Genomic DNA, 12876 nt, shown 5'->3' with positions numbered 1-12876 from the left:
CTACACGCTGTTGACTAATATCACTAAAACGTGTGCCTTTGGGAAAGTACCACTTGGCACGGAGATTACGATTAGTGCGTTCGTTGGTACCACGTTCATAAGGCGCATAACTATTGGCGATGTATAAGTCACCTAGGTGTTGCAGAATGTACTTGGAGACCAGTCCATTAATAAATTCTTTACCATTATCGCATGTGATTGATTTCACATAAATGCCAAAATGGCTTTTAAATTGTGTGACTACTTTCAGAATGGGATCATTTGCTTTTAGTTGGTCATTCCAATCTTTTCCTTTGGTTGGTACTTGGCGGATATTTTCCATGCCTTCAAATTGCAAAACACTAAATTGATCAGCTGCTTTAAACCCGGCTAAATCATTATCAGTCGCTAACACCAACTTGTTAGGCAAATGACCGTTCAATTGATTCATACGATCTAACTGCGATAATACCTTTTGATGGTCGGTTCCTGATAATGATAAAAATGTCGCATTTTCATGCGCCAATTCTGGAAAGTGTTGTTGTGCGTACGATAAAGCATCAATTGGTGATTCAAATACTAATAGTTGGTCAGCACCATTTCCTGTATGGAAGTTATAACCGTAATTAGAATCTGAGCCAGCGGCAACTTTCTTTTGCGTCCCACGCTTACCATATTTTTCATAATCAATTTCAGTTCCTTGCTGATCTAATCCAACAACTTCACCTTTTTCATCATGCCAAGGAAATAGGACGGCCGGCTTTTGCCATTCTTTTGTCTGCCGGTCTTGGCGAGGTTTCCCCTGTTTAATAAAATCCGATGCTGTCAAACGCTGCACAAAGGTTTTATCAAAGCCCCGTTCATTCACTAAATAATTTTCAGTATTGTTAGTTGATTGCGAGGTACGCCATCTTTTCCAATTAAATTGATAATTATTTGTTGCATTTTTTTGCTTATACTTCTCTTGTGCTTGTTTGTCCTGATTATCATAATGATTTTTATAGTCAGACCAGCGTACCCAAGCCTCCTTTGGTGTGACATCTTCATAAGCACTAATAAAGTCCCCTAAATCACCGGATAACTGCTTAGAATTCCAAAAAAGACGTTTTTATCAGTGTTAATGATGCAACTATCATGATCTACCAACCGTAAACGATTATGTTCAGTGGTATAATCAATGCCTTTATAATCTAAGTATCCTTGGATAGGTAAAGATTTCATTGACTCACGGTTAATCGTCATTCAAATCACCACCCTCAAATCACCACCCTCATTGTCAGTTTGTGATTCGATTGGTGAAACTTGCTCGATAAACTTTTCAACATAGGCTAAATCTTCTGTTTGCAAGTGCTGTTGTAGCTTTTGCACCAACTCTAACTCCACCTGTTTCTTAAGGTCGGCTACTTCACCTTTAAGTGTTGTCACCTTTTCTTGGACATTTTTTAATTCGTCCTGTTTCTTTGCTAAACGTGCTGCTAATTTCTTTGATACCATGCGTCAATTCCCCCATTACTTTTTTGTTTTTATTAACTATGGTTATCGTAACTGAATTTAAAGGGACGATGTAAAAACGCCCCACCCCTTTTATAACCACTAAAAGCAATGATTTAATACAAAAATAAACAAAATAAAGCTCCACAAGTATTGGCTATTTTTCCAATACTTGTGGAGCTATTTCGTTCATATTAACTAGCAATTAACTGTATGACCTTTTGATAATACTCTTCTGAATAAGCGATAACACATGATAAAATCCACCTACCCTCATCATCTGTTATATTTGTGTCCAATACTCGACGAAAGTCCTGCACAACTTCTGGAATTGACTTCGGATTATGTTGCTTATCAATATATGCTAATACTTTTTCCTCATTTTTTTGATCATTAGTTAGCTGAATCATTGTTTTTCCTAAATCATAGGTTTCCTCTGGTTCAACATACACTTGCTCAATATTATTAAATTCATCCGGATCAACTTGATGGCCTTTTTGAATCTCTTTCAAATAAGCTAATTTCCCTTTTGGTGACAGATTACTATATATTTGATCGTTTTTGAATAAGATAGTTTTTTCCTTTCGGTCATTAAAAATTCAACTTAATAATTCATTAATAATCTGTATGCTATCGAAATAATAAGATATGTTCAAGTCTTTACTATGTACCCCAGTCCCCGCCAGCGGGGGTCTAAGCAGGCTTACGCCTGCCAACCACCTGATGACACTGGGTCTGCCTTATGTGCCTATCATTTATAGCAGGCACCAGTTAGTCCTAAGTCGCCAAGCGACTAAGATAACTAGGACAAAGTACAAGGGTAAATAGCACGGCTACGCCGCCCTTGTACTTTGCCCTGGTACCTGCAAAAAATTTCCCGTCACAACGACAAACCCAGCGACAACAGGTGGTCGCTGGCAGAAAAATTTTCATAGGTTACCTGGCCTAAGCAAGGAGTTTTAGTATGTCAAAAAACACAACCGACCTTTCATTGTCTATTTTTTCATGGCGTGAAGACCGTCCAACGCCAGTCCCTTTTCCTGAATATGACGAAAGTTATTCTGACGTTGATTTATCAGCCGAAGAAGTTGATGATTTAATTTTTCATTTAATCGTTGCACAAGCTAGAGATGAACAAATTACTATCAGATTAGCTAATGACGAATTTCAAGATTTTAAATTAGGATAGGAGCTAAAAATGACAAAAACTTATTATGATGATTTTACCAAGTTGCCTTTAACCAAAATGGCACAAGCCATGTCAGATATTACTTATGGTTATGAAGAAACCCAAGTCCCCAAGGAGCATTACAAAAAAGCCCTATCAGCTGGTTATGAAGAAATAGTTTCCGCCAACGTCAGCGTAAAACTGGTTGAAACCATTTATAACATGTTGAACGGCTTGCAAAAAGAAAGTCCCCGATTGTTCTACCAAGCGCTTGTACTACTTGATATGGGCATTAAGCCAAGTATCATGTCAGCACAACAATACCAAGCCCTAGCGCTAGTATCAGACGACTTTGAACAAAACCAAAAAGGCGCACATGTTAAACGCTCAAACATATGAAACCTTTAATGACGTGTTATTAAACGGCACAACCTACCACTTTAACAACTAAGGAGAATTGACCATGAAATGTCGTGTAGTATTTGAAGAGTATCGCAAAAAAGAAGTTGAACTTGAACTGACCCCTGAAATGAACATTGACGACCTAGACGAAAAAGCCATGACAATGTATGACAACGGCGAAGTCGTTCTAACTCCCGTCGATATGCAATCTGTTCACTTCCATGTTAAAAACGATTTTGAAGGGTAATTAAGGTAATTCATGAAAAAAGATATAATAGTAACTTATGAAGAAACGCTAACACAGACGGTCACGCTAACAGTCGACGACGAAAAAGATATTGATTAACAAGCCCGGCAAGCTTACCTAGACGAAAAAATCGTCCTGGATAGCAACGACTTACAGTATGCTCAATTTGAGATTGAGACACCATTTAGCGACTGGATGACAATCTAAGAACCAGGGGCGCACTGCGCCCTTCTCTGCATGCCCCAGTCCCCGCCAAGCGGGGTTCCAATACTACCCCTGTCCCCTAAAACAAGGGGAACAAATGGTTTCACGTTGTTCAACCCTGCTCAATTTACTAACATTTCCTTTTGCCATCCAAACGATAAAAACAGCCAGTGACTGCTAAGGACTACGTCCTAAGCAGCACTAGACCAAATAACAAGGGTAAATAACACGGCGTTGCCGCCCTTGTTATTTGGCCTGCCTGTTTAATTGTCCTCCTGTCAAAATGAAATAAACGTTAGTTAATTAAGCAATTGACCAACAGAAAAAATTTAGGAGGTAACAGCACATGATTCAAACAAACATCATAACACCCGAAAATACATATCAACTGGTTGTACAACACACAACCAATCAAATAAGTTTTGGTATTTTTACACCAGCTTTTGGTCAGACAACTTTTCGTTTATTCGTGAGCGATTTAGCTACTGCAAATTACTTTACGCAATATTTAGCTGGTATCCTTGCTTTAACTTTTCAAAAACATATGTCAAACGTCAACTTTTTATCTCAATTACAAAAACTAATTAATAAACAACTTGCTAATTGGCAGGTAACGAATCAATAGATTTACCCGTGGGTCATTTCAACAGCTTATTCACAAAAAATGATATAGTGAAAATAGCTTAAAAATATGGAAAGTGGCCGCCATAAAGATCGCCTTGGCATCCTCCTTGCATCATAGATTGATGCGATAAACTACTAATGAACTACTACAAATTGCCAGGAATCCTAACTACGACATACAGTTAGGATACATATATCTTTAGAACTCCCCATGAAAGGAGGCAACATATATGGTTAGTTTTATTATTGTAATTGGTAGTTATATAGCCGGATTATTAATTGGTTTAATATATCGAATAGCTGTTTGGTGTGTACTGGTTCCTTTGGAATTGATCTGGTGGTTAATCAAAAAGATTGGTGTCGCCTTAATCTGTGCCATTGCCTTCTGTATTGGATATATTTGTAGTTATATCCGTAATCGGTGGCAAAATTTTCAAGCACAAAAATCTGTATAAGAATATAACAACTAATAAGCTTTTCTTTGAGAGGCTATTAAATTGATTACACATCGTATTTTTAGAAATTTAGATGCCGATGAAGTTGCTAACTTAGTCAAAGAAACTATGTTAACTACTAATATTAAAGACTAATCTGAAGAGTACTTAAATTTGGTAGACAACTTATTCAATTATTGGAAGAGGATGAATACTTTAAGCGTGCTAAACAGATTGAAATTCCTACTTCAATAAATTGTGATACAGATAATTTAGGAAGTATAGAGGCCGAGACAAAACAATTTCGGTCAAATTGAAGAGCAAGCAAGAAAAATTCGTGGAATTTTTCTTGCTTGCTCTATTTTTTAATAAAAGTGATGGGTCTTAGCCTATCCTTTCGGATAGCTTTGCCATATTCATGGCCATCATAACGATTTCCATCTCTCTTTTAACCTTTTCCAACCCACGAACCATGAATCTGGTCACACCAAAATGAGCCTTCATTTGACCAAAAACAGGCTCTACTTCAATCTTACGACGTGCGTAAATTTCAGTATTTGTTTGGTTGTTGAGGCTGTCACGTATTTTGGCTTTTTGGTATTCCCATGCGGGGTTGATACTTATTCTTCGTATATTTTGTTTTGGTATAAATGCTTCAGGAATAATTTGATTATTTTCATCCTTTGATTCAGCTTGATAGACCATCATTGTCCGTGAGGTGACCGCCTGTTTTCATTAAATATTTGAAATCAACGTTCTCTTTTTGACTAATTGATTTATATCCAGTCGACCTTTTCATTAGATATGGTTTCATAATTCACCTTCTTGTTAAAATAACCGTCGTTCCTTCATTAATAAGCTAGCAATAATAATTAATGCAAATATTCCCGAAGTAATAAACACTTCGTAACTTTCAAAATGATCAAATAATACTCCATATCCAAGTGCTCCTAACGGAACAAATAATTGAGATATCGCATTAATAATCGAATAGACACCACCTTGCTTACTTAGAGGAACTTTTTCTTGTAAATAGGTCGTCATCGCAGTGTTTGCAAAAACTACAACTAGACCAAAACCGATTATCAAAATACCTAATAAAATAACAGTTGTGAACTTATTTGGTATTAGTTCAGGAAGCCCAAACAACAAAATAATAACTGTAAAACTAAACATTGCTTGATAAACGGTTTTCAACTCGCTCTTATTTTTCCGCAATGTCAAAATGACTCCACCAAACACCATTGCTATACTTGTTAAACTATCTAGAAGACTATACACTAATTTTGGCAATCCTAGCTGCCTTAGAACAACAATTGGCAGACCAATAGTTATTGCGGATGCAAAAAAATTTACAAACATGGCTATAATTACCAGTGACAAAATAATTGAGTGAGATTTTACATATTTCAAGATATTTAAAAATGAGCCCTTCTCTTTATTAGACGCATTTTTTCAGGTTTAAATTGAATTGATATTGTGAACAGTGTTGAAATAATAATAGTTACAGATATTAATAATATAAATAATCGTAATGAAAATACTCCGTACGCAACACCTCCGATAATTGGCCCAGCCATGTTAGCTATAGATGTTGCAGATTGCATAGCTGCATTTATTTTTTGGAAATGTTCCTGATCCGTTATCTGGGGTACAGAGGCTTTAAAGGTGACAATAAATAATTCCTCACTGATACGAATGATAATCATTAATACATAAGCAACAGTAATTTTACTAATATCAATCCAACTTCCAATTGCCCAGTATATAAGTAGAGACCCACAAGATATTAGTTGGGACAATATCAATATTTTTCTGTGGTTATAATAATCAACAATTCTTGTCATAATTGGCGTGAACATTAAACTAACAACGGGGCCAATAATGATTAAGGTTCCAAAAATAAATGCAGAACCGGTTAATTCTAGAAAATATAGACCAAAAATAAAATTCAGCGTAGTAACAGCTAGATTAAACAACATTGTCACAATTGTGACTCTCATTATCTTATTCAGATTAGCCACCCCCTTTCGACACTCTTACTTTAACAGATATAATACTAAGCTTATTTTTCTTTTGTGTAGTATAGTGTACATAGATGAGACAGATAGCTTGATTATCAAGGGGGATACGTCTTTTGAAAAAAATTGGACGAACCATTAAATTAATTCGTAAACAGAAGAAATTAACTCAAAAAGAAGTCTATGCTGGTATTATCTCCAGAAACTTTGTATCAAAGTTTGAAAAAGGTGTTAACAGTATTGAGGCAGAAAAATTATTTGCTATTCTAAAACGACTAGGTATGTCCTTAAACGAATTTCAATTTATACATGAAAACAATGAAAAATATAAGTTTAATACTGTATTAAATGAAATAGATATAGCTGCAGAAAATCAAAACTATGATAAATTAGCAGAAATACATGCTCAGTATAAAGACAGTCTTTCTTTAGATGGACAAGTTGTCGCAGCGACTGCATATATCAAGATCTATGTGCATGGGCATAATCCACTAACCATGAGTGTTGGTCCGGCTTATCCATTGCAAGAGCATCTGAAAAATGACGTTAATTGGTCGTTCTTTGAACTAAGGTCGTTTGTTGATGGGATTTTTATATTTCGTAAAGATTCCCTTGGCTTAAAATTATGTATGAACAAGGCATTTGATACCTATGTCAATTATCAAAATTTTATTGATTTAAAGGCTAAGGCAGAACAAAGTATGGCAAGTATTGTTCTTAATTATGTACAAATTCAACTTACTAATTTCAATTATAATTCTGTCGATTTAGAAAGAGCTATTAAAAAATCCGACTATAGGAGTATGAGAAATTTTAGCGCTAAGTTGACAGGAGAGTTCGCAAAGCTTCTTTGTGAACTCTATTTTGGAAACAATCAAGAAAGAATTATTTTCGAGTGCCATGATTTTTTACAAATGCTTAAAAAATTAGAATCACCTGATTATAAAGTATTTCAATCAATATATAATTATCATTTGCCATATAGTCAGAGTTACCGTAGAAACCATTCTGTATAGTAACCATCAGCATGTCGTTGCTGTTTAGTGTAATATCAATAGTATACGCAACCCCATTCCATCGACTATTTGGATCAAGCTAGTTAATACTGTTTTTGATAATTTAAAATAACGCTCAAGTCCTTTTAATGTTTGGTTATTCGATTGTGAAAAAATTCAATATTGAGTAAATTAAGTGAGTTTTAAATATAAACAAACTTTTTTCGATGTTATTTATGTTATTAATGAATGGGACCATAGTTTGTTAGAAGCCAAAAAGCCTCGTGCGATGAATCCACGAGGCACAGTCTAGAGTAGTCACATTAAGCAACATAAACGTAATTTATTAATCACCAACTTAGTAAAGTTCTAAACCCGGTTTATTAATTACTAACTGTCGATAGATATTTGAACAATGTTAACTAAAATAGCCACAATATAATTCAATATATATTTCTAAATTAGTCAATACAGTTAATCTTTCATCCAATCGAAGCCTAAATTTCGTATCATGTATAAGCCACCATCTATAATAAAGTTTTGTCCCGTAACATAGGTCATTTTAGTCCTTATCATGCCCGGCGACACAGCATTAACTAATATACCTTTTTGCATACTATTCTGCGTTTCATACATGGTACAAAACTTTATTCTAAGCCACCCTGATCATCGTGGCTATGTTCAGTGCTTTTAAAAGGTTCCTGTTAACTAATCAATAAGAATATAAATTGATTTTTAAGATACACTACTTAAATAATACAATGGGTCACCCCAATTCTAGTCAAAAAAGTTACCAAAAATGTTGATCATAAATGACTCAAAATGGTGAATGTAAACTGATTGGTATACTTTGTGAAATTTTCAAGGATTACTGCTTTGTGAAATATTAAAATCGACTCAAAATTAGTTTGTGCATTTGGTCAAATTCACAAACTAGTTTGGTGCTGATCTTCATCTTTCACAAACTAGGGTTCCTTAAAAATTTCACAATCTGTACCATTACACAAAATTGCAACAGTTTTTTAGCAAGATAGCCTGGTATAGTTGTTTGTATAGAAAAAGCACCGTGCTAGTAACACGGTGCCTGGACCACTTCAACGGTGGCTGAGTTAATATAAAATTAAACCGCCTGACTCGTCAAAGTTAAAGGCGGTTTTTAATTTGTCTTACTTCTTGTGATTATCAACAATGCCAACAAGAAGTCCAAACAATATTGTTAAAGAAATTGTTAGCAAACCCTTCTTTCGTTAGAATCTGTTATCCATGAATTTGGCATTCATTAGTATCATCTTTCCTCTAGTCAGAAGCCGGCCCCCACAACTAACCTGTAAATTTATTTTAGGATAACAAAAGTTGTATCTCCGTCAAACTAACAAAAATACAATGAATGTAATCATTATTTGGGGCAAGTTTTCATGTAACTCTATATCAAAATTATGTAAACAAATTAATCACAATAATATTAATCTATAATTAAATACCAATAATCAAATTATTATTTTTAGAGCCCATCTAATTTTTAAAAACATAAAAATAGTTATATTTTAAACATAGAGTATACTAATTATGCATTATTAAAAAGTAATCGATTATTAAAAAGTTCTTCAGGTTTACCGTCAGCTGATAGTAAATCAGTAAAAAGAACTTTAGCCCACTTTGGATTAGTTGAGATGTCACTTCTTCCGTTTTCTAACAAATCTTTGAATTTTTCTATTGAGGTTATGTTCGTTAGATTTACTATTCTTAATATGGCCTTAATTTTGTCAGCTGCATAAATAGAAATTAAATTTCTGATATCATATATTTCCATAAATTCTTCCAAATCGGAATTATGATCAATATTTAAAAAAATAAAATTTGTTGGATCTTTAAAATTGAATGAAAAAGATAGCCCACTTAAATTACTTTCATCCTGATAATAAGGATTAAATCCAATTACATCACCTTTCTTACTATTACACGATGCACAAATAGGAACCAAGTTTAAAGGTGTAACAACATATTGAGGAAATTGACTTTTTGGTAAAACATGGTCTAGCTGACCCGCTATTTGTGCACCACAAATAGTACAAATACCACTTAACTGAGCGTTAAAATAATCTCTAGCTCCGGACTGAGTAAACCGATTTTCATAAATTTTTATAGCATCTGCTTTTGATAAGCCATTAATACTCGTTAATCTTGTTATGTTCTTAGCATCTGAATATGAGGTTGGATAATTTTTTTCATATTGCAAATACTCACTTTGGGTGTCTTCCTCTAAAAATTTCCTGACATATTGATATTTTCTTCTTGTGCTATTTTCAATCAATACAGTAACTTCTGATAGGGATAATTTGGGGAATTCTAATTTATCAAACATTATTATTATTCCTTATAATATTCATATATAGTTTCGCATCAGAACCAAGACTATCTATATCTTCTTGACTAATTTCTTCCTTTGTTGCCAAATTTTTTAGAATAGAATAAAAACCAGTATCCCTAATATTCACTCCAAATACTTCATCATTAATTTCAGATAAGTTGGATCCAAAAGACTCTAATCTGGGATGAATAATTTTTTTATCATTACCCAAATCAATAATTTTAAAAACATGTTCTTTAGGGATTTCTTGTAAGACAATTGCAGAATGTGTAGTCATTATACCCGCTGAATTAGTCGATTTAAGAATTTCGTTTATTGCCAATACTAATGACAAAATATAAGGTGGATGTAAATACAATTCTGGCTCATCAATTAAAAACAAAGAATTTTCACGTGCCTTATGAACTAAAGAAAATAAAATTGCTAGTATCATTTTTTGGCCTGAACTCATCATCGAAAACTCAATATTTGTTTTTGAATCAGTCATCTGCAAATTCTGTTCAAGAGCAACTGATAATTTCTCAAATAAACTATCCCACTTAAAATATTTTAAAATCTTTTCAAGCATTTTTTTACTTGAATTCGTTTCTCTAATTTCCTTGAATAGATTTTCAATTTTATGAGAAATTTCATCTGGACTTACTACAGTGTTTATCAAACGATTTAATTTTTGGTCTGAATTAATTTCATTTAAGCTTAAAAAAGAAAATTCTCGATTGCTTAAAAATTGAAAATTTGGATTTGAGAAAAATACTTTTGAAAAATTTTCACTAAAAATATCAAACGAACTGAATGATACATAAACCAAATTCGTGATTCCATGAATTATGTTAACATTGTCAGTCAAATCTCCCTGTACATCAGCTATTCTCATTCGATAGTCTTTCATAAAGCTTGACGGAATAAATTCTCCAAAACTATTACTTGCAATGGCTATATCTTTCAACAGTGAAGTTTTTCCTGAACCATTTGCACCAATAAAAGCATTTAAATTGGTTGGCAAAAAAGACTTTAACTCATTTTCAATATATATTGATTTTTCATCATTATTTTTGATCGATTCATACTGGATATGCCAATTAAAGTTAATAAACTTAGCACCACCATTTATATAACGCTTAAATTGCTGAATAGAATTTCTCGGTGAGTGTCTTAAAAAGGAGGTGCCAAACACTTTTGTTTCTTTTACTTTTTGCAGTCTCTCCTCATCATATGCAACATCATTAAACATCTTCAATAATGAATGCAGTTCATCCAAATTTGTTGCCTTTTGTCTCAGTCCTTCATAATAATCAATGTCCGTTCCTATCGAAAAAAGCTCTTTTGGAAATGAAGATATATGCCTATCAGTATAACTATTCTTTTCTAACCAATTAAATGTATTATAAATCTCTGGATTATCTGTTCCAATTGACACGGAACCTATATAATGAGAAGGTTCTTGATTTGTATTAATATATACACGAAATAATGTCTTAAATCCAAAATCATCCCAGTTATCTCTCCGAAACAATATGCCATCTTTGTCTAATTTTTCTAAACCATTTGAAAAAACTATATACATATCACACCTATCTAACTAGATTGTAGTACTAATGAACTAACCAATAACTTTTGCTATTTGAATAAAATGTTGACATAATTTAGTCAACATTTAGTGAATTAGATTCTTCTTATTATTTTGAATATACCTCAAAAATTAATAGTTATCAATAAGTATAAGTTTAATATATCTCTATACTTTTTTTATAACTGTCATATTTTAGCAATCATACAGGCTTTACTAATAGTAAAGTTACACTTTAAGTGGACTAGCAAAACGAACAAAAATTGTTTCATCATAATCCAATATAGAGTGTAATTTATCAAAAAGATACATACTACGAAGTTTCATAATGAGACAATAATCATCATAAATAATGTTTGTAAAACTGGCTTTTGTTCTTCCTATAGACATGGAAAAAGAGAATTCAAACCAAATTTGAGATGGCAAAGAATATTATAAGTCTTAAGACAATCTAGAATTACACATAATTATTGTTTTCTATTTAGATTTTCTTTTTATAATTGTCCCAAACATTTGGAGTAATTAAGAACACATTAGATAAGGATCTAGTTAATGCTACGTACAGAGAGTTAATTTGAGCATTAGAGGCCTCTTTTAACTTTTTATCATTCGTAAGAATATCTAATGCACTTTTGGTTAAAATTACTGTTGTATCATCAAATGTTAACCCCTTAGATAATTTCCAGGTCAATGCTTTGTCTCTAAACTTAAGTGGAATTTTTTCAACAGATTTATATACCAATATTTTTGAAGTTTGTTCCAACAAACTATCAATATTTTCTACATCTAAATATTGTACTTGACCCGTATGTTGACCATCAGATGAAATTTTTATACCTAAATTGGTAGATACAAAGTTAGCAACCTTCGTACTTATTCGATGACTTTTTACAAAACTATCCAAATCAACTTTTACTTTTGTTTTAGGAAGATTTAGTCTTTTTCTAACAAATGCTTCTTCATCTAAAATTCTAACATCTTTGTACGGAGACTGTCTTGGTGCTGTTGTCGCAACACAGGCCTGAAACAGATCTCCTACAAAAATAACTTCTTTTTCAAATTCAGTCATAAGACGTTTCAAAAATTTAGCATCAGCAGAAGTGAAGTCTTGGAATTCATCCACAACAATTAAATCACAAAATTTCCCTAATCTTTGTAAACTTTCTTGAAATTGAGATGCAAACTTACCTTCAATAATTAGTGAAGATAATCTGTTCCCATAAATTCTTCCTTGCTTATCGCACCAATAGGTGAACTGAACCCCGTAAGTTGGAGTAATTTCCAAAACTTACGGGGTTTTACTATGTTTTCAAAAGAAGTACAAATTGAAGCTGTCACAATGTATCTACAAGGTATTCCGCCTTATAAAATACGGA

Annotated in this window: 15 protein-coding genes and 1 pseudogene; 6 read left to right on the top strand and 10 right to left on the bottom strand. The window is 33.1% G+C overall.

All coding sequences use genetic code 11. The features are described 5' to 3' along the window. The 4 genes and pseudogenes from NGR58_RS10300 to NGR58_RS09070 form a co-directional block, all read right to left on the bottom strand. Positions 1 to 796 (bottom strand): annotated as a pseudogene (locus tag NGR58_RS10300) (toprim domain-containing protein); the annotation flags it as partial. A 248-nt stretch (positions 797 to 1044) separates the two neighbouring features. Then, complete coding sequence (locus NGR58_RS09080; RefSeq protein WP_258089199.1) at positions 1045 to 1221, bottom strand: hypothetical protein; 177 nt, start codon at positions 1219 to 1221, stop codon at positions 1045 to 1047. After that, the gene (locus NGR58_RS09075; protein ID WP_258089198.1) at positions 1222 to 1473 is read right to left on the bottom strand and encodes a hypothetical protein; all 252 of its coding nucleotides are present in this window, start codon (positions 1471 to 1473) and stop codon (positions 1222 to 1224) included. 191 nt (positions 1474 to 1664) lie between these two features. Beyond that, a complete protein-coding gene (locus NGR58_RS09070; protein ID WP_258089197.1) occupies positions 1665 to 1982 on the bottom strand; it encodes a hypothetical protein in 318 nt (105 codons plus the stop codon). A 452-nt stretch (positions 1983 to 2434) separates the two neighbouring features. On the opposite strand from NGR58_RS09070, the gene NGR58_RS09065 reads away from it, so the two are divergent. The 5 genes from NGR58_RS09065 (at position 2435) to NGR58_RS09045 (ending at position 4570) form a co-directional block, all read left to right on the top strand. Beyond that, on the top strand, positions 2435 to 2659 hold the full coding sequence (locus NGR58_RS09065) for a hypothetical protein (protein ID WP_258089196.1): 225 nt from the start codon (positions 2435 to 2437) through the stop codon (positions 2657 to 2659). A gap of 9 nt (positions 2660 to 2668) precedes the next feature. Beyond that, positions 2669 to 3037, top strand: a complete 369-nt coding sequence (locus NGR58_RS09060; RefSeq protein WP_258089195.1) for a hypothetical protein — start codon at positions 2669 to 2671, stop codon at positions 3035 to 3037. A 64-nt stretch (positions 3038 to 3101) separates the two neighbouring features. Beyond that, complete coding sequence (locus NGR58_RS09055) at positions 3102 to 3287, top strand: hypothetical protein (protein WP_258089194.1); 186 nt, start codon at positions 3102 to 3104, stop codon at positions 3285 to 3287. A gap of 550 nt (positions 3288 to 3837) precedes the next feature. Beyond that, positions 3838 to 4116, top strand: coding sequence for a hypothetical protein (locus tag NGR58_RS09050; RefSeq protein ID WP_115470475.1), 279 nt, complete (start codon positions 3838 to 3840; stop codon positions 4114 to 4116). Between the two features lie 229 nt (positions 4117 to 4345). Beyond that, a complete protein-coding gene (locus NGR58_RS09045) occupies positions 4346 to 4570 on the top strand; it encodes a hypothetical protein (protein WP_258089193.1) in 225 nt (74 codons plus the stop codon). 363 nt (positions 4571 to 4933) lie between these two features. Here the strand turns inward: NGR58_RS09045 and NGR58_RS09040 are convergent, their stop codons facing one another. The 3 genes from NGR58_RS09040 to NGR58_RS09030 form a co-directional block, all read right to left on the bottom strand. After that, entirely contained in the window at positions 4934 to 5257 is a 324-nt protein-coding gene (locus NGR58_RS09040; protein WP_258089192.1) for a transposase, read from the bottom strand. Between the two features lie 120 nt (positions 5258 to 5377). Continuing rightward, a complete protein-coding gene (locus NGR58_RS09035) occupies positions 5378 to 5911 on the bottom strand; it encodes an MFS transporter (protein WP_345791608.1) in 534 nt (177 codons plus the stop codon). A 56-nt stretch (positions 5912 to 5967) separates the two neighbouring features. Beyond that, the gene (locus tag NGR58_RS09030; protein ID WP_258089200.1) at positions 5968 to 6531 is read right to left on the bottom strand and encodes an MFS transporter; all 564 of its coding nucleotides are present in this window, start codon (positions 6529 to 6531) and stop codon (positions 5968 to 5970) included. Positions 6532 to 6686: 155 nt separating this feature from the next. On the opposite strand from NGR58_RS09030, the gene NGR58_RS09025 reads away from it, so the two are divergent. Next, positions 6687 to 7586, top strand: a complete 900-nt coding sequence (locus NGR58_RS09025) for a helix-turn-helix domain-containing protein (RefSeq protein WP_258089191.1) — start codon at positions 6687 to 6689, stop codon at positions 7584 to 7586. A gap of 1543 nt (positions 7587 to 9129) precedes the next feature. Here the strand turns inward: NGR58_RS09025 and NGR58_RS09020 are convergent. From NGR58_RS09020 to NGR58_RS09010, 3 genes are all read right to left on the bottom strand, one after another. Then, positions 9130 to 9927 carry an HNH endonuclease gene (locus NGR58_RS09020; protein WP_258089190.1) on the bottom strand — a complete coding sequence of 266 codons (798 nt, stop codon included), beginning with the start codon at positions 9925 to 9927 and terminating at the stop codon, positions 9130 to 9132. Next, complete coding sequence (locus NGR58_RS09015) at positions 9920 to 11497, bottom strand: AAA family ATPase (protein WP_258089189.1); 1578 nt, start codon at positions 11495 to 11497, stop codon at positions 9920 to 9922. The genes NGR58_RS09020 and NGR58_RS09015 overlap by 8 nt, the downstream gene beginning before the upstream one ends. Positions 11498 to 11981: 484 nt before the next feature. Then, positions 11982 to 12785: a TGBp1 family protein gene (locus NGR58_RS09010; protein WP_258089188.1), complete on the bottom strand. Its 804-nt coding sequence runs from the start codon at positions 12783 to 12785 to the stop codon at positions 11982 to 11984. Positions 12786 to 12876 lie beyond the last annotated feature (91 nt).

Origin of the sequence: Weissella fangxianensis (assembly GCF_024718545.1) — a bacterium.
GTDB lineage: Bacteria > Bacillota > Bacilli > Lactobacillales > Lactobacillaceae > Weissella > Weissella fangxianensis.
The sequence above is the reverse complement of the archived record's forward strand: the minus strand, read 5'-3'. Positions and strand labels throughout refer to the sequence as shown.